The following is a 23507-nucleotide window of genomic DNA, read 5'->3' on the forward strand; positions in this document are numbered from 1 at the left end:
AGCCCCGCCTGCGTGCGGGGCTTTTTATTTTGTCTGACCGGCGTTTTTGCTAAACTAACTGCCGCATTTTTACAGGTTTGAGGTTGTATGCTGGAGTTTGAAGGTCAGGTTATTGAAACCGACGCTCAGGGTTACCTGAAAAACAGTCAGGAGTGGCAGGAAGGCATGGCGCCGCTGCTGGCGGAAGAAGAAGGGATCGTTCTGACTGACGCCCACTGGGAAGTCGTGCGGTTTGTGCGCGAGTTTTACCTCGAATTCAATACTTCTCCCGCCGTACGCATGCTGGTGAAAGCAATGGCGCAGAAATATGGCGAAGAGAAAGGCAACAGCCGCTATCTGTTCCGGCTGTTCCCGAAAGGTCCGGCCAAACAGGCAACCAAAATTGCGGGCCTGCCGAAACCGGTGAAGTGCTTGTGAAAGATTTCAGTATTTGATTTTAAAATCGCTGTAATTGCCAGGCGCGGTCGGTTCACTCAGTACGCGATCAACACGTGCATGTTTCGGCCCGCCCTGCTTTAGCCAGGCTAGCAACTGATCTACTTTCTCCTGCTCTCCGCACGCCACCACTTCGACGCTGCCATCCTCAAGATTTTTCGCGTAACCGCTCAGACCGAGACCGGTGGCCTGATGCTGGGTCGCAAAACGAAAACCGACGCCCTGCACCATGCCGTACACATAGGCGGCTATACTGACTGTTGCCATAATATTCTCTCCGTTAGCGGTATGGTTCGTTGCAATTTGACCTGCATGACCGGACAATGTCGCTCTTTTTTGTCTCCGAACCGACAGAACCTAATTTTATGACTGCACGTTTAATTCTGGCCAAAGGCCGTGAAAAATCACTTCTTCGTCGCCACCCGTGGGTGTTTTCCGGCGCGGTTTCGCGCATCGAAGGTAAAGCCAATTCCGGCGAGACTATAGATATTGTAGACAGTCAGGGAAAATGGCTGGCGCGCGGCGCCTATTCGCCGTCCTCGCAGATCCGTGCGCGCGTCTGGACATTCAAACAAGATGAAGACATTGATATCGCGTTCTTCATCCGCCGTTTACAACAGGCGCAGAGCTGGCGCGATTATATCGCTAAGCGCGACGGACTGGACGGTTACCGCCTGATTGCTGGGGAATCCGACTGCCTGCCAGGTATCACTATCGACCGCTTCCAGAATTTCCTGGTGCTGCAATTGCTGTCAGCCGGTGCGGAATATCAGCGTGCCCCGCTGATTGCTGCACTGCAACATTGCTATCCGGAATGTGCAATCTGGGATCGTTCCGACGTGGCCGTGCGTAAAAAAGAAGGGCTGGAACTGGCTCAGGGACACGTATTTGGCGACGAGCCTCCAGCCTTGTTGCCGATTCAGGAACACGGAATGAGCCTGCTGGTGGATATTAAAGAAGGTCACAAAACCGGTTTCTATCTTGACCAGCGTGACAGCCGCCTTGCCGCACGTAATTATGCCGCAGGCCGCAACGTTCTGAACTGTTTCTCTTATACCGGCGCTTTCGCGGTGTCTGCGCTGATGGGCGGCTGTACAAAAGTCACCAACGTGGATACCTCCCAGGCAGCGCTCGACGTGGCCCGTCAGAACGTTGAACTGAATAAACTGGATCTGTCGAAAGCAGAATTCGTGCGTGAAGACGTGTTCCAGTTGCTGCGCAAATACCGCACCGAAGGCCAGCAGTTCGATATGATCGTGATGGATCCGCCGAAATTCGTTGAGAACAAAAACCAGCTGGCAAGCGCCTGCCGTGGTTACAAAGACATTAATATGCTGGCGTTGCAACTGTTACGTCCGGGGGGGATTCTGCTGAGTTTCTCCTGCTCCGGATTGTTGCCAACGGATTTATTCCAGAAAATTCTGGCTGATGCGGCGCTGGATGCCGGTCGTGAGATCCAGTTCGTCGAGCAGTTCCGTCAGGCAGCCGACCATCCGGTGACCGGCGCTTACCCTGAAGGCCTATATCTGAAAGGGTTCGCCTGCCTGGTAATGAACTGACAAAATAAGCACGGTGTGCTGTTGCGGCGGCACGCCCGCGAATTTTAAGCAGATTACGTGGTCAAAACTTGAAATAGCCCGTTTTATCTCCATATAGAGATTAATGAATTATTTTTGGGAGGTGACTATGATTGCCAGTAAATACGGTATCGGACAGCAGGTCCGCCACAGAATGTTAGGTTATCTGGGTGTGGTTATTGATGTTGATGCACAATATTCGCTCGATAAGCCTGACGTCAATGATGTCGTTGCTGATGATTCAATGCGTACCGCTCCCTGGTACCATGTCGTGATGGAAGATGAAGAAGGTCAGCCGGTTCACACTTACCTGGCTGAAATTCAGATCGATCATGAAGCGGCACGTTCGCATCCTGAACAAGCCTCGCTGGATGACCTGGCAGCCTCAATCCGTAACCAGTTACAGGCACCGCGACTGCGTAACTGAGCATGATGGCTTTTTCCTGACAAGATGAAAGATAAAAACCGGCGCAGTAGCCGGTTTTTTACGGGCAGGATCCGCAGACGTTTACTTTTCCATGCCCAGTCGCGGAATTTCAATTTTCGGGCAGCGATCCATCACCACCTTCAGCCCAGCCTCTTTTGCCAGCACAGCAGCCTGTTCATTAATGACGCCCAGTTGCAGCCACAGCACGTTCGCCTTAATCGCAATCGCTTCCTGCGCCACGCCATAAGCGGCATCCGCATTACGAAACACGTCCACCATATCTACCGGATGGGGAATTTCTGCCAGAGAACCATAAGCTTTCTGGCCGAGCAGTTCCTGCCCCGCCAGCTTCGGACTGACCGGGATCACCTCAAAGCCCTGAGAAAGTAAATACGCCATGACGCCGTAACTTGGTCGGCCGGGATTATCACTGGCCCCCACCAGCGCGATGGTTTTCACTTCTTCAAGAATCTTGCGGATATCATTGTCTTGCACGGGTTTATCTCCTTTGGCCTGTATGCATTAAGTGTAACGCAGCCTGACCATTTCGACAGTCTGTACGTGAAAAAGAGCCGCTGCAGGATCACGTCGGTGGGAAATTAAAACATTTTGTAAAACTTTGACACACAATCGTCATTCCTGAATAATAGAGGATGAGCAACGTTGTATCTGAGGAGAGAGGAATGAAAATCTGTCATGCGCTGGTCGCATTAGCGAGTCTCAGCCTGATGGTGTCAGCTTCAGCGACCTCACTTAAATTGTCCCCCGATGTCGATGTTCTGGTAATCGATGGCAAACAGATGTCTGGCGCAATCCTTAAAGGCGCAGACAGCCTTGAACTCGATGGCGGTCAGCACCAGATTCTGTTTCAGGTCAGCAAAAATGTCCGTTCCGTCGCTCAACAGGCACCGATAATCTACCATTCGCCTGCCCTTATCGTGACCTTCAATGCTAAAAGTAATCGTTCCGTTTCTTTCGTTCTGCCAAAACTGAGCAACGACAATGAAACGACACAATTTAGCCAGCAGATGAATTATCAGCTCATTGATGAACAAGGCCGTCAGATACCGACACAACGTGACGTCCTGAATATGTTTAATCCCGGGCATACTGCCGACGCTGAAAAATTAATGATGACTTACAATTTGTCGGGCGCACGTGCGGCGGTTCCTTCATTCGCCAAAGGCAGCACGGATAAAAAATCTGCGTTAGCCATCGACGCAACATCTCAAATTTCTATCGTTTATCTTCACCCGTTGTGGACACGTCTGGCCGCGAATGCTGGCTTTGAGCGGTTGTTACTCTGGTTAAAACTGCCGGATAATCAGGAACGCGCGTCATAACTTAATCTGCATCACGCATTCCTCCTTCTTAACGGCGAATTATTCCCCCTGAGCTATGCAGTAAAACGGAGTTTCAGTATTCTGTGTTCCACTTTTACTTTCGCGTTGAAGGGAATTAGATGGAATACACGACCCGCACGATCGCAAAACAAAAACATATAGCCCTGGTCGCGCATGACCACTGCAAAAGTACCCTGCTGAAATGGGTTGATAAAAACGTTGCTGAGCTTTCGCAGCATATCCTGTATGCCACCGGCACGACGGGTAACCTGGTTCAGCGTAATACCGGGATTAATGTCAAAAGCATGCTAAGCGGGCCGATGGGCGGCGACCAGCAAGTGGGCGCACTGATTGCCGAAGGCAAAATCGATATGCTGATTTTCCTCTGGGATCCGCTCAATGCCGTTCCGCATGATCCGGATGTGAAAGCCCTGCTGCGCCTGGCGACCGTATGGAACATCCCGGTGGCAACCAATCTGTCTACTGCTGACTTCCTGATCCAGTCTCCGTTGTTCCAGTCTGAAGTCGAAATCACTATTCCTGACTACCAGCGCTATCTGTGGTCACGCCTGAAAGAATAATGATTCAATAGGCTGATTTTTAAAAGTAAAAAGCCCGGCGATTGCCGGGCTTTTTATTGATCTTATCTATGGTTTTCGCTGGACCGGTACACCGATATCTTCAAGCTGTTCTACGAAGACGGAAGGACGTTCTTTATCCTGCAGCAACCAGACCTGATGCTTCGCACGCGTCATCGCCACATACAATAAACGCCGCTCTTCGGCATCCAGAAAGTTTTCCGGTTCAGGCAATAACACTTCCTCCAGCAAAGATTCCCGCGCGGGCGCAGGGAAACCGTCATTGCCATCATGCAATCCGACGATAATCACGTATTCAGCCTGTTGTCCTTTACTGGCATGAATCGTCATGAAATCAAGATTAAGCTTTGGCCAGCGGGTCGCGGCTTTCTCCAGAATTTGCGGTCGAAGATGGTGATAACGCGCCAGCACCAGAATATGTTCATCAACGGTGACATAGCCGCTAAGTTTATCCAGCAATTTTTCCATCTGGTCCTCAGGCAGTATCACGACATTTTTCTTGTTGCCTTTGGTCAGACTGTTCAGCGGCTTCTTCAACTGATAAGGGTTTTGCTGCACAAACTTATTGGCAATTTCACCGATGCGGTCATTGAACCGGTAAGTCGTATCCAGTGCGCATTGCGCTCCTTCGCCAAAATTGTCAGCAAACGCCGTGGTCAGGGACAACTCCGCACCGCTGAAACGGTAAATCGCCTGCCAGTCGTCCCCCACAGCAAACAAACTGGTATGTTTGTTAAGTTTACGCAAGGCAGAAAGCAGCAGTGCACGCTGGGGGGAAATGTCCTGGAATTCATCCACCAGAATATGCTTCCACGGGCTGACAAAACGCCCTTTTTCCAGAATATTGACTGCCTGATGGATAAGCCCGGAAAAGTCCACTGCGCCCTCTTCTTTCAGTGCCGTTTTCCAGGCTTTCATCAGCGGTGCCATCAGACGAATACGCTTTGTAAACAGATCTTTGACGTCTTCCGGCGCGCTTTCGATCATCTCCGCCTGACTGCCACCGTGCATACGCATCAGGCTGAGCCAGCGTTCAAGGCGGCTTCCGAGGCGCTCCGCCAGCGATTTATTTTTCCAGTAATCACCCTCAGGAACGGTCCATTCCAGTTCGTCTGTCATCCATTGCCGCCAGCCGCTGGCCTGCACTTTTTTCTCTGCACACTGCTGCTGCCATGTCTTAATCAGTAAGCTGCGCCGGGCTTTCGAATCGGTTTCAAGTTTGCTGATTTTGGGGGCTTTTTTGCTGCCTTCCTGGATAATCTGCAAAGCGAGCGCATGAAATGTCTTGGCCTTGATGCCTTCAGTATGCAAACGCTCTTTGATACGCCCGTTCATTTCATCCGCTGCCTGACGACCAAAGGCCAGCAACAGAATTTGTTCAGGATGCGCTTCCTGACGGCGCAACAGCCAGCCCGCGCGCGCCACCAGCACCGACGTTTTACCACTGCCCGCGCCAGCCAGCACCAGCACCGCGTCTTCACCGTTCACGACAGCGCGGCATTGGCTGTCATTGAGCGGCGACACTTCAACGGTATCAAAAAAGTCACGGTTATCAGCAATCACCCTGTCAGTCCAAGCCAGATTGCGCCGGTCGACACTGCGTTTACCCTGCTCAAGCCAGCGCAGACAGGTCTGATAATCTTCCCGACAATTATCAAATTCAGTAAGACGTTCAACAGGCACCGGGATCGCAGAAAATGCCTCAGTAATGTCTTTCTGCACATCCGCCAGATCAATGCGTTTGAACCATTTGTCTTGCTGTTCAATCTGGGTAATTTTTTCAACCTGCCCGCGCAATACTCCGGCGCTGACCTCGCTCATCTCGAGACTCCAGGTCTGCCAGATATTGAGCAGGTATTGATAAAAACGCTGTGTTTCCTGCCATTCGGTGCCGTGCAGCCGGACCACTTTTTGCTCCGGCAATTCAAATTCAAGCTCCCCCCAGACGATGCCACGTTTGCAGCGAATCTGAATAAGCTGATTAAAAGGGATCAGATAGTGATGTTTATCGCCGCTGACTTCCACGCCGGCATTAAGCAGACGCACCCGGTTATAAGGGTGCTGCGCCAGATGTTTCCCGAATGAGGTCGATTTCAGTTCCATATCATCACACCGTGTTTTTCTTTAATTCCTGACATTTTACATGCAAGAGCATTTAAGAGTTTACCTTTGATAAGCGCAGGCGATCCACGCTCCAAAACAGAGTAGAATAAGAGGTATGTTTGCGTTATGTGAACACGAAATTTATCAACTTTTTAACCTCTTCGGGAAGAGCTGCCATGCGTACCGTACTCAATATTCTTAACTTTGTTTTAGGTGGTTTTTTCACCACGCTTGCCTGGCTGCTTGCTACGCTGGTCAGTATCGTGCTGATCTTTACTCTGCCACTCACCCGTTCTTGCTGGGAAATCACCCGTCTTTCACTGCTGCCATTTGGCAATGAAGCCGTACATGTCGATGACCTGTATCCGGAAAAACGCAGCGCGTTGCTGTCCGGCGGAGGTACTCTGTTGAATATCTTCTGGTTTATTTTTTTCGGCTGGTGGTTATGCTTGTCGCATATCGTTGCCGGTATCGCGCAATGTATCAGCATAATCGGTATTCCGGTGGGCATTGCGAACTTTAAAATTGCTGCCATTGCACTCTGGCCGGTAGGACGCAGGGTCGTTTCCGTCGAGCTGGCAAAGCAAGTTCGTGAAGCTAATGCAAGCCGTCAGAGAGAAAACGGACGCATTCGCTGATTGCGATGTTTCAACATTTTTGAATTTTAAGGTGGGTTTTTCGTGCTTTCTATTGCACCCGGTTTACGGCGCTATGCCTATAACAGCAATATTCTTTATCACATCAGGATTTTCATTGCGCTGACAGGGGCTGCGGCATTGCCATGGTGGTTGGGTCAGTTCACGCTGACAATCCCCCTTACACTCGGTGTGGTTGCTGCGGCTCTTGCCGATCTTGATGATCGTCTCGCTGGCCGTCTGCGCAATTTGCTGATTACTCTGGTCTGTTTTTTTATTGCTTCAGCATCCATAGAATTACTCTTCCCCTATCCGTGGCTTTTTGCGCCCGGGCTGATGATTTCAACCTGCGGATTCATCCTGCTGGGGGCCCTGGGGCAGCGTTATGCCACGATTGCCTTCGGCGCGTTGCTGATCGCCATATATACGATGCTTGGCACCAGCATGTATCACATCTGGTATCAGCAACCGCTGATCCTGCTTGCGGGTGCTATCTGGTATAACCTGCTGACGCTGGCTGGCCATATTATTTTCCCCATCCGTCCGTTACAGGATCAGATCTCACGCTGTTTCACGCAACTGGCGGCTTATCTTGAAGCCAAAGCAACGTTGTTTGATCCCGATCAGGAAGATAACAACCAGCAACTGGTCGAGCTGGCCATGGCCAACGGTCAACTGGTCTCCACACTGAACCAAACAAAAAATACGCTACAGACCCGGCTGAAAGGAGATCGTGGCCAGAAAGGGACCCGCCGGACATTACATTATTATTTTGTGGTGCAGGATATTCATGAGCGCGCCAGCTCGTCCCACGTGCAGTACCTCAAACTCAGTGAACAATTTCATCACAGTGATATTCTGTTCCGCTTTCAGCGCCTGATGAGCATGCAGGCGCGGGCCTGTTTACAGCTGTCACAATGCATTCTTTATCGCCAGCAATATACCCACAACAGCCAGTTCGAACGGGCGTTTTCCCGGCTGGAAGAAGCCCTCAAACGTCTGGAATCTCATCACGAACACCGTGAGACATTACAGGCGTTACGCCATCTTTTACGCAATCTGCATGCGATTGACGCGCAACTGGCAAATATCGAGTCGGAGCAGTCTCTGCCGGAAAACCAGACCGGCAAAAGCCCGTTTGCGGAAGACCGTCTGACTGGCCTTGATGATATCTGGCTGCGCATTTCCCGCCATTTTACGCCGCAATCGGTGTTGTTCCGTCATGCAATTCGTATGTCTGTCGTGCTCTTTGTAGGCTACGTTTTCATTCAGGTCAGCGGCTTAAATCACGGCTACTGGATCTTGCTCACCAGTCTTTTTGTCTGTCAACCAAACTACAGTGCGACCCGCCGGAGGTTAGCTCTGAGGATAATCGGAACACTCGCCGGTATTGCTCTCGGGATCCCTATCTTGTATTTCGTTCCGTCCGTTGACGGGCAAATGATTCTGATCGTCATCAGCGGGTTATTGTTCTTTGCGTTCCGCACAGTGCAATACGCGCAGGCCACAATGTTCATCACCCTTCTGGTGTTGTTATGCTTCAATTTGTTAGGCGAAGGATTTGAAGTCGCTATCCCGAGAGTAATCGATACGCTGATTGGTTGTGGTATCGCCTGGGCGGCAGTGACCTTTATATGGCCCGACTGGAAATTCAGGCAACTTGATAAGGTGGTCAGAAAAACGTTCGATGCTAATTGCCGTTATCTTGATGCTATTCTGGTGCAGTACCATCAGGGGAAAGACAACAGTCTCGAGTACCGTCTGGCCCGCCGTGATGCGCATAATTGCGATGCCGAACTGGCGTCCGTGGTGTCGAACATGAGCTCTGAGAGAAATAACGAACCGGCGACACTCGAAGCGGCGTTTCGCCTGTTATGCCTCAATCATACTATGCTGAGCTACATTTCAGCGCTGGGTGCCCATCGCGAAAAACTCAATGATGCCGAAACCCTGAGGTTGCTGGATGATGCAGCATGCTGCGTTGACGGCGCTTTGCATCATCTGCCTTCTGAAGCAGAACGCATCCAACACGCGCTCGGTGAACTCACTGCACGTATTCAGATGCGTACAACGGATATCGACAGTAAAGAGCAGCTCGTGCTTCAGCAAATTGGATTACTGGTGGCTCATTTGCCTGAGCTCACCAGTCTTAATACTAAGATCCTGCCGGCACAAAATCGGCTCTAATTGCAGATAACTTACGCAAATTTAGTGCACAACCGTTGATAGCTGCTCTTGGTGATGGTTAAACCAGTGAGTTAATGACTCTCTGGATTCCATCGGCAAAGCGGCTTCATGGAAGCCCAAAATTGCCCCTTCGAGTGCCATCAGTAAATTAATCCCTAAATTCTTTTTTTTAATGGCACACAGTTTGAGGTAGGTATGGCAGGCCCCCTGTAACCGCAAGTCCCCCGAGTTCTCAATGCCGACTTGCCAGAGCATCCTTTCTAGCGCCAGCGAGAGATTGGGTAAATCTTTCAATCGGACCGCTTCGTTGTTTTTTTTCAGCTCTATATCCCGCAACATCCCTTGCAACGATAATCTGCCCAGCTCGCACAGTGCCTGGTGATCACTCCATTGCCGGGCACTCACTTTGAAATAACGCAACTGCACATCCATGCCTCGCTTGCGATAGGTCAGCCTCTCCATCTTTTTGCGGCGAAAATGAGTTTCGGTTTCTCCGGTCGCTCGCAGATAGAGTTCACCATCAGAAACCAGGGCGAACATGACGCGGTCAGCGGACAAGCTCATCCCCCCAAATTGGGTGCGGGAACGAATATTGCCCAACGGGGCAAAAATCTCCAGACACTCAAGCACTCGTTTTTTTGATTTGTTTATCATTGCGTTATCCTTTTCACGTTAATCCCTTGCTTCCATTTTGAGTTACCAAAACAGCTAAAAGCAAAATACGCAATCTTATGAACTCCAACAAACATAAAATGCCGTTACAGCCTGTTGCCTTCAAAATTTGCGAGATATCTTGGAAAAATTGGGTTGATCTTTGCTCACCGCCAGAGTACTGTACATACATACAGTAACTCACTGGAGTACATCATTATGCGAACTCAACACCATACAAATCATCATTTTAGTCAGCTTGCTTTGCCCGTCACTCCGTCACAGGTAAATACGTCTGCATCCTTGAATAATGGTCTGATCACTGAGTTCGTCTATAGTGCGAGCCAACCTGCTTTTGCGCAGTTATTACTGCCCTTACTGCAACACCTGGGTATGCAGTCTCGCTGGTTGTTGTGGCTCACACCTCAACAAAAACTGAGCCGTCATTGGTTATCTCAGTCAGGTCTGCCGGTGGATAAGATGGTGCAAGTTAATCAAATTACGGCGATGTCGACGGTAGATGCGATGGAGAAAGCCTTGCAGACGGGTAACTACAGTGTCGTGTTGGGATGGCTTCCGGATTTGAGTGATACTGAGAGGGAAAGATTGCAAATTGCAGCACGCCAGGGTGGTGCTTACGGCTTCATAATGAGACCGACAAATGAACAGAATTCAGCTTGTGGACATCATTCCACAGTAAAAATTCACTCTTCCGTATACCATTAGTTCAAAATAGGAATCTTCCTATGAAAATAATGCGGAACTTAGTGATTTGTGCTGAATAATGCCTGCAAGCCAGTAAAAACGGGCTTCCGGAATGCAGATTAGTGCCAGATTTTGTCAGCAAATTGCCAAAGCCGTTAAGAAATGTGTCCGTTTTTCCCTTTTTTTCCACGGTGTTAACACATCAAGCTTGTAAGTTTCGCGCCACGTTGTAGACTTTACAACGCCAAGGTTGCTCGATAATGCCAACGTAAAGTGGCAAGTTCTGAAATGAAGCAATAATCTTGGCGTAAGGATTTTAACCAAGGGCTTAAAAAGCTTAAAGCTCAATTGCCTATTTGGATGATAACGAGGCGCAAAATGAAAAAGACAGCTATCGCATTAGCAGTGGCACTGGCAGGTTTCGCTACCGTAGCGCAAGCCGCCCCTAAAGATAACACCTGGTATACCGGTGGTAAATTGGGCTGGTCCCAATACCATGACACTGGTTTCGCAAACGCTTACAACGGTATCGGCAACGGCCCTACCCACGAAAGCCAACTGGGTGCAGGTGCGTTCTTGGGTTACCAAGCGAACCAATACCTGGGCTTTGAAATGGGATATGACTGGCTTGGCCGTATGCCTTACAAAGGCAGCGTAAATAACGGCGCGTTCAAAGCACAAGGCGTTCAGCTGGCTGCTAAACTGAGCTACCCGCTGACTGACGATCTGGACCTGTACACCCGTCTGGGTGGTATGGTTTGGCGTGCAGATGCTAAAGGTAACTTCAACAACGGTGCTAATGGTCGCGTAAGTGATCATGACACTGGTGTTTCTCCACTGGCAGCAGTTGGTGTTGAATACGCAGTAACCAAAAACTGGGCTACCCGTCTGGATTACCAGTGGGTTAACAACATTGGTGACGCGGCTACCGTTGGTGCACGTCCTGATAACGCAATGCTGTCTGTAGGTGTTTCTTACCGTTTCGGTCAAGATGAAGCAGCTGCTCCAGTTGTTGCTCCAGCACCAGCTCCAGCTCCAGTTGTAGAGACTAAGAAATTCACTCTGAAATCTGACGTTCTCTTCAACTTCAACAAAGCGACTCTGAAACCAGAAGGCCAACAGGCTCTGGATCAGCTGTACAGCCAGTTGAGCTCTATCGATCCTAAAGACGGTTCTGTTATCGTTCTGGGTTACACCGACCGTATCGGTTCAGAACAATACAACCAAAAACTGTCTGAGCAACGTGCTCAGAGCGTAGTAGATTACCTGGTATCTAAAGGTATCCCTGCTAACAAGATCTCTGCACAAGGCCAGGGTAAATCTAACCCAGTTACCGGTTCTACCTGTGACTCCGTTAAAGGCCGTGCTGCTCTGATCGACTGCCTGGCACCAGACCGTCGTGTAGAAATCGAAGTTAAAGGCTACAAAGATACTGTTACTCAGCCACAGGCTTAATAACACGCTTTAGCTACAGATACTAAAAACCCCGCCATGGCGGGGTTTTTTTTATGCCTTCGGTCAGAGCAAATAGCTGACTCCCTGAGACGCGAAAGCAAATCTATCCAATATCTTTCTTGCCGAGTATTTGTTCTAAATCTTCTTTCAATGAAGACATCTGATTCGCGTATTTCTCTTTACGCTCGGCATCTTCAAGCAGCTGAATGATTGTGTCAGAAAGCGTGACACCACGCCTTTGTGCCAATCCCGCTAAACGCTGCCAGACCAGAAATTCTAAATCGATAGATTTTTTGCGAGTGTGCTGATGCTCTGCATTGAAATGACGCTTACGGCGTGCACGAATCGTTTGCTTAAGACGATTTTCCAGCGCCGGATTCATATTATTAACAATCCAGTCTGACACTTTGACCGGCTCGTTTTCCAGGTTGAGAAGTTGATTCACGGATTCCTGGGCAGCGCTGTTTTCCAAATGGCGGGTGATCCGCTCACCTTCCCGGTGTTTTTTCACCAGATACTTCCATTTCCAACCACTTTCGAGATTTTCCAGTTGCTGATATTTCATCGTGAACTCTTCGGTGACCACGTAACTTTACTAAGCATAACAGCTTTAATTCAATTTTCACCCCAAATAAAACCGCTTATTTTGGTTGTTTTTTGCCCACCTGTACAGCAATGTGCACTAAGACCAATTCCGCTACGACTCTCATTGTATGCAGCCGGATTTATTCTTGTATAATCGCACTTTCCCTTTTTATAGAAAACAGCTAACACATTGACCAATAACCGACTTGACTGGCAGCTTTTACTGCCCGACTCCGCGCCTTACGAGGCAATCTTTGCAACGGCTGCCCAGTTAGCCCCTGTCGATTTTGCAGGAATTCAGCCCCGGCTGGAAAATGGTTTAACGCTGTTTTGTCATCCCCGCTCACGTGTGCGTTTTATGACGCTCAAGGCGCAGGAAAATCGCGAATACTTGTCACGCATTACGCAGGTGGTCAGCGACTTACTACCTGAACCGGCGGAAGTCACGGGTAACCGTTACCATATTGAAGGCAATAAGGTAACGCTGCTGGCGGCGAAGACAGCGGAAGATGCATTCGCGGCGAAATCGACCTGCCAGTATCGTGAATGGGTTGAACCTGAACAGCTGTTCGGGTGCGTGCGCATTTACAAAGACCAGATCCAGCTGGAGCCGGGATTGGTACACCAGGTGAATGGCGGTGTGCTGGTACTTTCCATCCGTACCCTCATCGCGCAGCCTCTGATGTGGTTGCGTCTGAAACAGATGATCACCGAAGGTCAATATCATTGGGTCTCACCAGATGAGACGACACCTTTACCTGTGACAGTCCCTCCGATGCCTTTGGATATTCGCCTGATTCTGGTCGGTGACCGCTTATCGCTTGGTGACCTCAGTGATATGGAGCCAGAGTTGGTGGATTCTTCCATTTATGGTGAATTTGAAGCCGACCTGCCGCTGACGGAAGAAAGCGATATGGAAACCTGGTGTGGTTATGTCAATACGCTGGCTGATGAGCTTGAGATCCCACGCCTGGCCGCTGATGCATGGCCCGAGTTTCTGAAAATGGCCATTCGTCACAGCACCGATCAGGGCAGTCTGACACTCGACCCAGTATGGCTGAACACCCAGCTTAGCGAAGCTGCACTCTATAATGAAGACGAGTTGCTGAGCGTTAAGTCTCTTGAAGCGGCATCCGGTGCACGTGCATGGCGTGAGAGTTATCTCCAGGAGCGTATGCAGGATGAAATCGAACTTGGACAAATTCGCATTGAAACAGAAGGCGAAGTTGTCGGGCAGATTAATGGCCTGTCTGTACTGGAATATCCGGGGCATCCGCGAGCGTTGGGTGAACCTTCCCGAATTAGTTGTGTCGTACATGCCGGCGACGGCGAATTTACAGACGTCGAACGTAAAGCCGAGTTAGGTGGTAATCTGCATGCCAAAGGCATGATGATTATGCAGGCCTTTCTGATTTCCGAGTTAGAACTCGACCAGCCTCTGCCCTTTTCCGCCTCGATTGTATTTGAGCAGTCTTACGGAGAAGTGGACGGCGACAGCGCTTCACTTGCTGAACTCTGCGCACTGATCAGTGCGTTGTCGATGCAGCCGATCAACCAGCAAATTGCGGTCACCGGCTCTGTCGATCAGTTTGGGAATGTGCAACCTATTGGTGGCGTAAACGAGAAAATCGAAGGTTTCTTCGAAGTTTGTCAACGTCGCGGTTTGACCGGTAAACAAGGGGTCATTCTGCCAACCAGCAACGTGCGCAACCTGTGCCTGCATCCGCAGGTTCTGGACGCCGTTCGCGAAGGCCAGTTTCATTTATGGGCAGTTGATAACGCAGCCGAAGCGCTACCTATCCTGACCGGATTGATTTACACAAACGAAGAAGAAGCTGAAGAAGAGCGTCCGAGTCTGCTGGGATTAATTCAGCAGCGTATTGCGCTGGCGACATCGCAAGGCAGCCCGCGTTATCCGTGGCCTCTTCGCTGGTTGAACTGGTTCAATCGCAGCTGATCGGAGTTGTTCAGCTTACAGCTGTTCGCTAAACTTCGCCCTTCATTAAAATAAGGCTTACATAGAACATGGTAGATAAACGCGATTCCTATACGAAAGAAGACCTCGTAGCTTCTGGCCGCAGTGAACTGTTCGGCGCTGGTGGCCCTCCGTTACCATCAGGCAATATGCTGATGATGGATCGTATCGTAAAGATGCAAGAAGACGGCGGCACCCATGGCAAAGGCTATGTTGAAGCTGAATTAGATATCAACCCTGATCTGTGGTTCTTTGGTTGTCACTTTATTGGCGATCCGGTAATGCCTGGTTGTCTGGGTCTGGACGCCATGTGGCAGTTAGTGGGCTTCTATCTGGGCTGGCTCGGTGGCGAAGGCAAAGGCCGCGCACTGGGTGTGGGTGAAGTTAAATTCACCGGTCAGGTTCTGCCAACCGCAAAACTGGTCACCTACCGCCTGAATTTCAAACGTGTTATCAACCGTAAACTGATCATGGGCGTAGCTGATGGTGAAGTGCTGGTTGATGGTGTGGTGATTTACACCGCAACTGATCTGAAAGTGGGTTTGTTCAAAGACGCGGCTGCTTTCTAAGAGAGCCTGTTGCTGAGTCTGATAAAACGGTGAGTCTGATGGGCTCGCCGTTTTTTATGCGTGTTTTTCAGCGAACAGGGATGGTATTTGCCACAAACAAAAACCTCCGCGCACAGCGGAGGTTGTTCCTTATTCTGACAGGGTAGCCGCTTAAGCGGTAACAGCCCTGTCCTCCATGGCTTGTCGCCAACCCCCGAGCCAGTGTGATCGGGCATCTAATGATTGGTACGGACAAATCTCTTTTGAGCGTCCGCCAATACCTGCTTGATATCCACGTGATTGTGCCCGTTCCAGGCGATCGCGTTTTTGTCTCTTCATGCCTTGTATCCCTCATTATTCAGGTCAGGTGGAAAGAAAACAGTGGCCCGCTTCTGCGTCCACATCTAACAAATAGCTGCAATATGAGGAGAGGTCAATGCGCAAAATTCACGCCAATGTCACATTTGTGAGCTATATTATTGGATTGCGCACAAAATAATCGCGCCAGTTAATCTCTCATCTGGCTGATCCCCATAAAAAAATCCCGGTGTCTGTCAGGTCAGAAACCGGGATTTTTTATCTTTAACTTAAAAAATATTAAGCTTAAAAAAACGTCATCTTATCTGCGCAGCAATCTGGCCCGCTTCTTGCTGCCAGCCGGTAGCCAACGTTCTGACCAGCGCGTCATAACCATCTTCGTTTTGCTTGAGATTCAGGGTGAAATCACGCTGAATCATCTGCCCGTTGCGTGTCAGGCTCCAGCTGCCACTGACGATCACAATACCGTCATAGCGGCCATGGAAACCGGTGACATTAACGTTCAGCACATCCTGATCGTCGGTATTCGCCGCCTGAGTGGAAACCAGCGAGCCCGGCAAGTCCCGGCGTAAATAGGTGACCAGTGCTTGCTGTAGTTGCTGATCCAACGGACTGGCCCAGAGATTATTCTGGGTCAGCGTGTACTGCACATCATTGGTCTGATATACCAGCCCTGACCCTGCCAGATAATCAGCAACACTCACCCGCTCAACCCACAGATGCCGCTGTACGGCACCTGCAGACATCACGCTACCTGTTGTTACGGTGCTGCTCAGCACAGGCAACTGGTAGTAGGTTTTCTGATCACTGCTGCTACAGGCAGTCAGGAATAATGCTAAGACGACAGGTATCCATTTCATCATTATTTGGCCTTCTTCGGCTGAGGATCATCTTGCCCTGGGGCAGCGAAAATCAGTGCGTTACTTTTCTGATTCAGCGTTTTCAATACCGGTTGCAGCTCACGCAGGGTTTTATCCAGACTCTGCATATCGCCGACCAGATTGCCGTACGCTGGCGAACCAGGCTGGAAGCCTTTCAGGCTGCGGTTCAACTGAATCAGCGTCTGCTGCATATCCTGAGGCAGATTTTTCATCTCTTTACTGCTGACAATCGCGTTCAGAGACTCAATCGTTTTCTGCGTTGACTTCATCGTCCTCTGACTTTCAGCCAGCGTACTTGTCGCTTCGCGCATCATCGGTTCGATTGGCAGATTGTTGATCTTATCGAGGGTTGTCATCAGTTTTTGCTGAATCTGTGCAAAGCCTCCGCTCACCGTCGGCAACAATTTATGCCCGCCGATTTCCAGCGGCCCTTTCCACGGTTTTTCATTCGGATAGAAATCCAGATCGATATACATCGCCCCTGTTAACAGGTTGGCGGATTTCATCGAAGCACGCAGACCCTGAGCAATACCGTCACGGATATGATCTTCAATATTGAAATTACTGCCCAGCAGTTGAACGAAGCGATCGGGTTCAATGCGGATCAGCACAGGAATGCGATAATCGTCCGACATCTGCTGTTTCACCACATTCATCGGATAAGGCACTTCGGCCACAGTACCCAGACGAATACCACGGAATTCAACAGGTGCGCCAGGTTGCAGACCGCGAATAGAATCCGAGAAGAACATCACGTAATCCGTGTGACGGGTATACAGCGATTCCTGAATGCTTTTCTGATCATCAAAGAGCTTATAACTGTCACCATTTTTGGCTTCGTTGCCCTGCGTCCAGCCATTCGGAATATCAAAGCTGACACCACCACTAAATAACGTGGTCAGTGACCCCATTTCGACACGCATACCGGCGGCAGACATATCGAAGTTCACGCCGCTGTCTTTCCAGAAACGCACGTTATCAGTCACCAGTGTGTCGTAAGGCGCACGGATGAAAAGCTGGTATTTGATGTTACGTGCTTTCGGATCAAAGTGACTGGTTTCCACCGTACCGACCTGGAAACCCCGGAACAACACCGGGTCGCCTGGACTCAGCTGACCGGAACGCTCACTTTCCAGACTCACGCGGATCCCTTTCGCATCAGGTGAAGCCAGCGGGGGGGAGTCATCCAGTTTATATTCTGATTTTTCTCCCCCCTTGTTACCCGGCTGCAGCTGAATATAAGCGCCGGACAATAATGTGCCCAGACCGGAGATGCCTTCACGTCCGATTTGCGGTTTCACTACCCAAAAAACAGAGTCCCCGCGCAGCATTTTTTCCATGCCGGTGTTCAGTCGTGCTTTGATGATAACTTGTTGTAAATCATCGCTAAGCGTAACGGACTCTACTTTACCGACATCGACGTTACGGCTTTTGATGGTGGTTTTGCCACCTTCGATGCCCTCAGCGGTGGTAGTGATCAGCGTGACTTCCGGGCCCTGATGGCTGTAGTGATAAAACAGGATCCACGCGCCAATCAGCGCAGTGACGATCGGTACGATCCACACTGGCGACCAGCGTTTAATTTTCTCTACTTTGGCAGTTCCGTCATGCTCTGCCATGTTATTTCCCGCCATCTTGTGGCTCCTTTGTAGACTTCATTCCAGCACGATCCCAAATGAGCCTTGGGTCAAATGTCGTTGCGGCAAACATGGTGAGGATAACTACGCCGGCGAACAGCAGCGCGCCAATATCCGGATAAATACTCATCAGTTGCCCCATTCTCACCAGCGCCGCCAGTACCGCAATAACAAACACGTCGATCATTGACCAGCGGCCAACGAACTCAACCACCTCGTAAATGACATGTAATCGTTCCCTATCGATCTCTTTATTACTGTTCGCATCCCAGCATAGCCAGCCAATAGCGATCATTTTGAGCGTCGGTACCATAATACTGGCGATCAAAATAACCAGAGCCACGGGATAGGAACCTTCGCTCCATAACAGCGCCACCCCGGCCATAATCGTAGACGGTATCGGATTACCCAGTACCTGAGTGATCATGATAGGCAACAGATTTGCCGGGATATACAGCAGAACGGAGGTCACCAGCAGAGCCATTGTCCATTGCAGACTATTTTTACGCCGTGCATGACCATGGGTTTTGCAACGGCCGCATTCTTTTTGATCAACCGGTAAAATTGCCATGCAGCAATGACAGGATCGCAGACCCTGACGCAGACCGCTTTCTCCCATGCGCAGTGGCTGATCTACCGCCGGAGCAGGTTCGATGTGCTGCCATATCCAAAGACGGTCAGTGCATTGAAAGGCACGCAATTGCAGAAGGCAAAACAGGACATAGGGATAAAAACTGCTGCCCACGCCCACGTCGCCATAAGCCATGAGTTTCACGAAGCTGACCAGTACCCCGGCAAGGAAAATCTCGACCATACACCAGGCTTTCAGTTGGAATAAGGTCCGGGCAATGACAACTTTCCAGCGAACGGGAATATTGAAACTCTGGCAGAGGATGATAATGGACAGCATGCAGATGGCCGGGAGCAGTTGCACCACGATCATGAATAACGACGCCATGCTGGCATAGTCTTCTGAAACCAGAACCTGAGGGATTTGCACCAGCGTGACTTCGCTGCTCAGCCCGGCAACATTCATATTGACGAAAGGAAAGAGATTGGCCAGCAACAGCATGAACAACGCACTGATGGCATAACCGACAGGACGTCTTCGAGGCTCATTCCAGCGGGAGGTTAGCGTAGTGTGGCAACGGGGACACACCGCTTTTTGCCCGATGTGCAGGCCGGGTATTGCCACCAGCATATCGCATTGGGGACATAATATGTGCGGGTCATGATCATGGGCGTCAGAACACACTATCGACTCCTCAACAGCGGAAAGACTACGAATATCGGCAACCGGCCTTCCCTTTATCCGGTTGCCAATCATGAGGCAGTGTTAAGCGTTCTTCTGCGCTTCCAGCGCTTCCCAACGTTCAAACGCCTGCTCTAACTCAAGCTCTGCGGCAGCGAAAGCGGTGAGCACCTGCTGCGTTTCTTCATGAGGAAGGGTGAAGAAATTCGCATCGCTCATTTGCTGTTGCAAGGCACTGATTTTTTCTTCCAGAGTGCTGATTTGCGAAGGCAATTGTTCCAGCTCACGTTGCTGATTATAGCTGAGCTTATTCGCGGTGCGTTTGGCCGGTTCTGCTTTAGGTTGTGCAGCGGGTTTATTTTCCGTGGTCACCGCCTGACGGATTGGCTTCTGGTTGCGGCGCTGATGCTGTGCATCATGGTAACCACCGACATAGCTGTTGATCACGCCATCGCCTTCATAAATCCAGCATTCGGTTGCCGAGTTATCAACGAATTCACGATCATGACTCACCAGCAGTACCGTGCCCTGATAGCTGTCGATCATCTCTTCCAGGAGTTCAAGAGTTTCCACATCCAGGTCGTTGGTCGGTTCATCGAGGATCAGCAGGTTGCTTGGGCGCAGGAATAATTTTGCCAGCAGAAGGCGGTTACGTTCGCCACCTGACAGCGCTTTCACCGGTGTCATGGCACGTTTCGGGTGGAACAGGAAATCCTGCAGGTAGCCCAGTACATGGCGTGCACGGCCATTGACCATCACTTCCTGCTTACCTTCGGCCAGGTTATCCATCACCGTACGCTCAGGATCCAGCTCAGCACGGTGCTGGTCGAAGTACGCCACTTCCAGTTTAGTACCGCAGTGAACACGGCCGCTGTCTGCCTGAATCTTACTTAACATCAGTTTCAGCAACGTCGTTTTACCACAACCGTTCGGGCCAATCAGCGCAATTTTATCACCACGCATGACTTGCGCAGAGAAGTTGCTCACCAGTTGTTTTCCGGCAATGCTGTAATAAACGTCTTCCATTTCAAAGACAATCTTGCCTGAACTCGCGGCTTCGACCACCTGCATTTTGGCGGTGCCCATCACTTCCCGGCGATCGGAACGCTCTTTACGCAGGGCTTTCAGAGCGCGTACGCGGCCTTCGTTGCGGGTACGGCGGGCTTTGATACCCTGACGGATCCACACTTCTTCCTGCGCCAGTTTTTTATCAAACTCGGCGTTCTGCAGTTCTTCAACGCGTAAGGCTTCTTCTTTTGCCAGCAGATAGGCTTCGTAATTACCTGGATAAGACACCAGTTTGCCGCGATCAAGATCGACAATGCGCGTCGCCATATTGCGGATGAAAGAACGGTCATGGGAAATGAAGATAATGCTGCCCTGGAATTCCTTCAGGAAATCTTCCAGCCACGCGATACTTTCGATATCCAGATGGTTCGTCGGTTCATCGAGCAGCAGAATATGAGGCGCGCTGACCAGAGCACGGCCCAGCGCCGCTTTACGCAGCCAGCCGCCGGACAGGGATTTCAGCTCTGTATCTGCATCCAGACCCAGTTTCAGCAATACTTCGTTGATACGGCTGTCGAGCTGCCACAGGCCCTGATGATCGAGGATCTCCATCACCTGAGCCAGTTTGTTCATGTTCTTTTCGCTCGGGTCGGTTTCAACCAGATGCGAAATCGCGTGATACGCCTTCAGATGTTCAGCCTGCTCGAACACACCTTCGGAGACGAAATCAAACACCGTACCTTCGACATTGCGCGGCGGATCCTGTTGCAGACGCGCAACAATCAAATCCTGCTCATACACGATACGCCCGTCATCGAGCGGCACTTCGCGGTTCAGGATCTTCATCAGCGTCGATTTACCGGCACCGTTACGGCCAACCAGACAGACACGCTCATTCGGCTCGATGTGTAATTCGGTGTTATCCAACAGCGGCGAGTCACTGAATGACAGCCAGGCACCTGACATACTAATTAACGACATAAACTTTATTTTTCCTCGCCGGCATGGGACAGCAGCCAGCAGTTATGAATCTGACGATTACGGGCGAAATCCTGTGACAGGGTTTGGCTGGTGATTTCTTTCGCGCTCAGCCCCAGTTTACTCAGTCCGTCGAGATCCATCTGGAAACCGCGCTTGTTGTTGGAGAACATAATGGTGCCGTTGCGACGTAAAATGCGTTTCAGATCTTTCATCAGAGCCAGATGATCACGCTGTACGTCAAAACTTTCGGCCATACGTTTCGAGTTGGAGAACGTCGGTGGATCGATAAAGATCACATCAAACTGTTCGTCACACATGCCCAGATAAGACAGGCAATCCGCCTGGATAAGTCGATGCTGGCGGCCGGTCAGATCGTTGGCACGCAGGTTCTTTTCCGCCCATTCCAGATATGTGCGGGACATATCTACCGTGGTCGTGCTGCGCGCGCCGCCCAGGCCAGCATGAACACTGGCGGTACCGGTGTAAGCAAACAGGTTAAGGAAGTCTTTACCTTTGCTCATTTCACCCAGCATTTTGCGGGCGATGCGGTGATCAAGGAACAAGCCGGTATCGAGATAATCCGTCAGGTTAACCCACAGTTTAGCGTTGAATTCCTCAACCAGCAGGAACTCACCTTTCTGCGCCAGTTTCTCGTACTGACTGGTGCCTTTCTGGCGCTCACGGGTTTTCAGGATCAACTGGCTGGATGAAATATCCAGTACAGACAGGGTGGCGTTTATCACGTCAAACAAGCGCTGACGGGCTTTTTGTGCATCAACCGTTTTTGGCGGCGCATATTCCTGCACCACCACTTTGCTGCCATAGCGGTCAACCGCAACGTTATAATCCGGCAAATCGGCATCATACAGGCGATAGCATTCAATGCCCTGCTGTTTGGCCCATTTTTCCAGTTTTTTGACGTTTTTACGCAGGCGGTTAGCGTAATCTTCCGCCATTTGCGTACCGGCCGCACCCGTCGGGTTTTCTGCCAGCTGATAGTTTTTCTGCACACATTCCAGCGGGCCGTTTTTAGCTTTGAACTGGCGCTCAGCACGCAGTTGCAGGCAGCTCAGCAATTCCGGTGACGCACTGAACAGCGACAACTGCCAGCCACCAAATTTGGTCTTCATGATGCGGCCGAGCATGTTATGCAGCGCAATCAATGCCGGTTCGCTTTCCAGACGCTCGCCGTATGGCGGGTTGCTGATGACCGTACCCACCGGGCCTTCCGGCAGCGGATTCACCAGTTTCCCAACTTCTGAGGCTTCAAAGCTGATCAGTTCCGCAACACCAGCGCGACGGGCGTTCGCACGCGCCATCTCAATCACGCGACGGTCGATATCAGAACCGAAGAAACGGGACGTGGTTTCCTGCACCGCACGGCGGGTACGAACCTGCGCTTCTGCGGTCAGTTCGCGCCACAGTTCAGCGTCAAATTTATTCCAGCCGGTAAAGCCCCAGTGCTGACGATGTAAGCCAGGCGCGCGATCGGCAGCGATCATTGCCGCTTCAATCAGCAATGTCCCGGAACCACACATCGGATCGACCATCGGTGTGCCCGCCTGCCAGCCGGAGCGCATTACAATCGCTGCTGCCAGGTTTTCTTTCAGCGGCGCCTGACCGGTCAGATCGCGGTAGCCGCGCTGATGCAGGCCTTCGCCGCTGAGATCCAGCGCGACGCTGGCGGTATCACGTTGCAGGAAGACGTTTACGCGGATGTCGGGCTGCTGTTTCGCCACATTCGGGCGTTCGTCCATTTTGCGGGTAAAGCTGTCGACGATGGCGTCCTTCACTTTCAGTGCACCGTACTGGCTGTTACGGATTTCGTCATTCAGGCCGCTGAAATGCACAGCGAAGGTTTTTTCCACGCCAAAAACGGCCGGCCAGTCGATCGCCATCACGCCAAGATAAAGATCCAGATCGCTGTGAACTTTGAATTCGTTCAGCGGCAACAGGATGCGCGAAGCCAGACGGCTCCACAATAAGCTGCGGTACAGCAGGCGATCGTCACCTTCAAAATGCACCCCTCCCTGCACAACTTTACAGGCTTGCGCACCCAGCGTTTCCAGTTCGCTTTTTAACAGTTCTTCCAGTCCACGCGCCGTGCTGGCAAACAAAGAGTTCATATCGACATATCACCAAAAATAAAATTGTTGCGCATTATAGCTAATCCCCGCCTCTTGTCATAAAGTCTCTGGTTCTTCT

22 protein-coding genes are annotated in these 23507 nt (G+C 50.7%); 11 read left to right on the forward strand and 11 right to left on the reverse strand.

Annotated features, from left to right (window positions below; all coding sequences use genetic code 11):
• The first annotated feature begins 87 nt into the window (after positions 1–87).
• Positions 88–417 carry a sulfurtransferase TusE gene (tusE, locus tag DXU84_RS05565; protein ID WP_013574887.1) on the forward strand — a complete coding sequence of 110 codons (330 nt, stop codon included), beginning with the start codon at positions 88–90 and terminating at the stop codon, positions 415–417.
• A 6-nt stretch (positions 418–423) separates the two neighbouring features.
• Here the strand turns inward: tusE and yccX are convergent, their stop codons facing one another.
• The gene (gene yccX, locus DXU84_RS05570) at positions 424–702 is read right to left on the reverse strand and encodes an acylphosphatase (RefSeq protein WP_121019475.1); all 279 of its coding nucleotides are present in this window, start codon (positions 700–702) and stop codon (positions 424–426) included.
• A gap of 98 nt (positions 703–800) precedes the next feature.
• On the opposite strand from yccX, the gene rlmI reads away from it, so the two are divergent.
• Both rlmI and hspQ read left to right on the forward strand, forming a co-directional pair.
• Positions 801–1994: a 23S rRNA (cytosine(1962)-C(5))-methyltransferase RlmI gene (gene rlmI, locus DXU84_RS05575; RefSeq protein WP_015689626.1), complete on the forward strand. Its 1194-nt coding sequence runs from the start codon at positions 801–803 to the stop codon at positions 1992–1994.
• Between the two features lie 127 nt (positions 1995–2121).
• Positions 2122–2439, forward strand: a complete 318-nt coding sequence (gene hspQ / locus DXU84_RS05580; RefSeq protein WP_013574884.1) for a heat shock protein HspQ — start codon at positions 2122–2124, stop codon at positions 2437–2439.
• 81 nt (positions 2440–2520) lie between these two features.
• Here hspQ and DXU84_RS05585 read toward each other — a convergent pair whose 3' ends face one another.
• Positions 2521–2934 (reverse strand): CoA-binding protein, encoded by a 414-nt coding sequence (locus DXU84_RS05585; RefSeq protein ID WP_013574883.1) that lies wholly within the window; start codon positions 2932–2934, stop codon positions 2521–2523.
• A gap of 188 nt (positions 2935–3122) precedes the next feature.
• On the opposite strand from DXU84_RS05585, the gene DXU84_RS05590 reads away from it, so the two are divergent.
• Both DXU84_RS05590 and mgsA read left to right on the forward strand, forming a co-directional pair.
• The gene (locus tag DXU84_RS05590) at positions 3123–3782 is read left to right on the forward strand and encodes a DUF2057 family protein (RefSeq protein WP_153375057.1); all 660 of its coding nucleotides are present in this window, start codon (positions 3123–3125) and stop codon (positions 3780–3782) included.
• A gap of 119 nt (positions 3783–3901) precedes the next feature.
• Positions 3902–4363, forward strand: coding sequence for a methylglyoxal synthase (gene mgsA / locus DXU84_RS05595; protein WP_013574881.1), 462 nt, complete (start codon positions 3902–3904; stop codon positions 4361–4363).
• A gap of 66 nt (positions 4364–4429) precedes the next feature.
• Here mgsA and helD read toward each other — a convergent pair whose 3' ends face one another.
• Positions 4430–6484, reverse strand: coding sequence for a DNA helicase IV (helD, locus tag DXU84_RS05600; protein ID WP_121019476.1), 2055 nt, complete (start codon positions 6482–6484; stop codon positions 4430–4432).
• A gap of 176 nt (positions 6485–6660) precedes the next feature.
• Between helD and DXU84_RS05605 the strand changes: the two genes are divergently transcribed.
• Together DXU84_RS05605 and yccS are read left to right on the forward strand one after the other, a co-directional pair.
• On the forward strand, positions 6661–7122 hold the full coding sequence (locus DXU84_RS05605; RefSeq protein WP_013574879.1) for a YccF domain-containing protein: 462 nt from the start codon (positions 6661–6663) through the stop codon (positions 7120–7122).
• A 42-nt stretch (positions 7123–7164) separates the two neighbouring features.
• A complete protein-coding gene (gene yccS, locus DXU84_RS05610) occupies positions 7165–9306 on the forward strand; it encodes a YccS family putative transporter (RefSeq protein WP_013574878.1) in 2142 nt (713 codons plus the stop codon).
• A gap of 21 nt (positions 9307–9327) precedes the next feature.
• Here yccS and DXU84_RS05615 read toward each other — a convergent pair whose 3' ends face one another.
• Positions 9328–9960, reverse strand: coding sequence for a TfoX/Sxy family DNA transformation protein (locus tag DXU84_RS05615; protein WP_013574877.1), 633 nt, complete (start codon positions 9958–9960; stop codon positions 9328–9330).
• 216 nt (positions 9961–10176) lie between these two features.
• Between DXU84_RS05615 and sulA the strand changes: the two genes are divergently transcribed.
• Together sulA and ompA are read left to right on the forward strand one after the other, a co-directional pair.
• Positions 10177–10683, forward strand: a complete 507-nt coding sequence (sulA, locus tag DXU84_RS05620) for an SOS-induced cell division inhibitor SulA (protein ID WP_013574876.1) — start codon at positions 10177–10179, stop codon at positions 10681–10683.
• Between the two features lie 357 nt (positions 10684–11040).
• Positions 11041–12117, forward strand: a complete 1077-nt coding sequence (gene ompA / locus DXU84_RS05625; RefSeq protein ID WP_013574875.1) for a porin OmpA — start codon at positions 11041–11043, stop codon at positions 12115–12117.
• A 103-nt stretch (positions 12118–12220) separates the two neighbouring features.
• Here ompA and matP read toward each other — a convergent pair whose 3' ends face one another.
• A complete protein-coding gene (gene matP / locus DXU84_RS05630) occupies positions 12221–12682 on the reverse strand; it encodes a macrodomain Ter protein MatP (protein WP_037035996.1) in 462 nt (153 codons plus the stop codon).
• Between the two features lie 210 nt (positions 12683–12892).
• On the opposite strand from matP, the gene DXU84_RS05635 reads away from it, so the two are divergent.
• Both DXU84_RS05635 and fabA read left to right on the forward strand, forming a co-directional pair.
• Positions 12893–14659, forward strand: coding sequence for a Lon protease family protein (locus tag DXU84_RS05635; RefSeq protein ID WP_013574873.1), 1767 nt, complete (start codon positions 12893–12895; stop codon positions 14657–14659).
• A 68-nt stretch (positions 14660–14727) separates the two neighbouring features.
• The gene (gene fabA, locus DXU84_RS05640; protein WP_013574872.1) at positions 14728–15246 is read left to right on the forward strand and encodes a bifunctional 3-hydroxydecanoyl-ACP dehydratase/trans-2-decenoyl-ACP isomerase; all 519 of its coding nucleotides are present in this window, start codon (positions 14728–14730) and stop codon (positions 15244–15246) included.
• Between the two features lie 150 nt (positions 15247–15396).
• Here fabA and rmf read toward each other — a convergent pair whose 3' ends face one another.
• The 6 genes from rmf to rlmKL all read right to left on the reverse strand — a co-directional run bounded on the left by rmf (position 15397) and on the right by rlmKL (position 23428).
• Positions 15397–15564 carry a ribosome modulation factor gene (rmf, locus tag DXU84_RS05645; protein WP_013574871.1) on the reverse strand — a complete coding sequence of 56 codons (168 nt, stop codon included), beginning with the start codon at positions 15562–15564 and terminating at the stop codon, positions 15397–15399.
• A gap of 275 nt (positions 15565–15839) precedes the next feature.
• Entirely contained in the window at positions 15840–16406 is a 567-nt protein-coding gene (gene pqiC / locus DXU84_RS05650) for a membrane integrity-associated transporter subunit PqiC (protein WP_013574870.1), read from the reverse strand.
• Positions 16406–18058 carry an intermembrane transport protein PqiB gene (pqiB, locus tag DXU84_RS05655; protein ID WP_112197638.1) on the reverse strand — a complete coding sequence of 551 codons (1653 nt, stop codon included), beginning with the start codon at positions 18056–18058 and terminating at the stop codon, positions 16406–16408. Before pqiB ends, pqiC begins: the two co-directional genes overlap by 1 nt.
• On the reverse strand, positions 18045–19319 hold the full coding sequence (gene pqiA, locus DXU84_RS05660; RefSeq protein ID WP_369794817.1) for a membrane integrity-associated transporter subunit PqiA: 1275 nt from the start codon (positions 19317–19319) through the stop codon (positions 18045–18047). Before pqiA ends, pqiB begins: the two co-directional genes overlap by 14 nt.
• Positions 19320–19397: 78 nt before the next feature.
• A complete protein-coding gene (locus tag DXU84_RS05665) occupies positions 19398–21302 on the reverse strand; it encodes an ABC transporter ATP-binding protein (protein ID WP_013574867.1) in 1905 nt (634 codons plus the stop codon).
• 5 nt (positions 21303–21307) lie between these two features.
• On the reverse strand, positions 21308–23428 hold the full coding sequence (gene rlmKL / locus DXU84_RS05670) for a bifunctional 23S rRNA (guanine(2069)-N(7))-methyltransferase RlmK/23S rRNA (guanine(2445)-N(2))-methyltransferase RlmL (protein ID WP_013574866.1): 2121 nt from the start codon (positions 23426–23428) through the stop codon (positions 21308–21310).
• Between the last annotated feature and the right edge of the window lie 79 nt (positions 23429–23507).

The sequence above is a fragment of the Rahnella sp. RcJ3 genome (genome assembly GCF_009498575.1).
Taxonomy (GTDB): domain Bacteria; phylum Pseudomonadota; class Gammaproteobacteria; order Enterobacterales; family Enterobacteriaceae; genus Rahnella; species Rahnella aceris.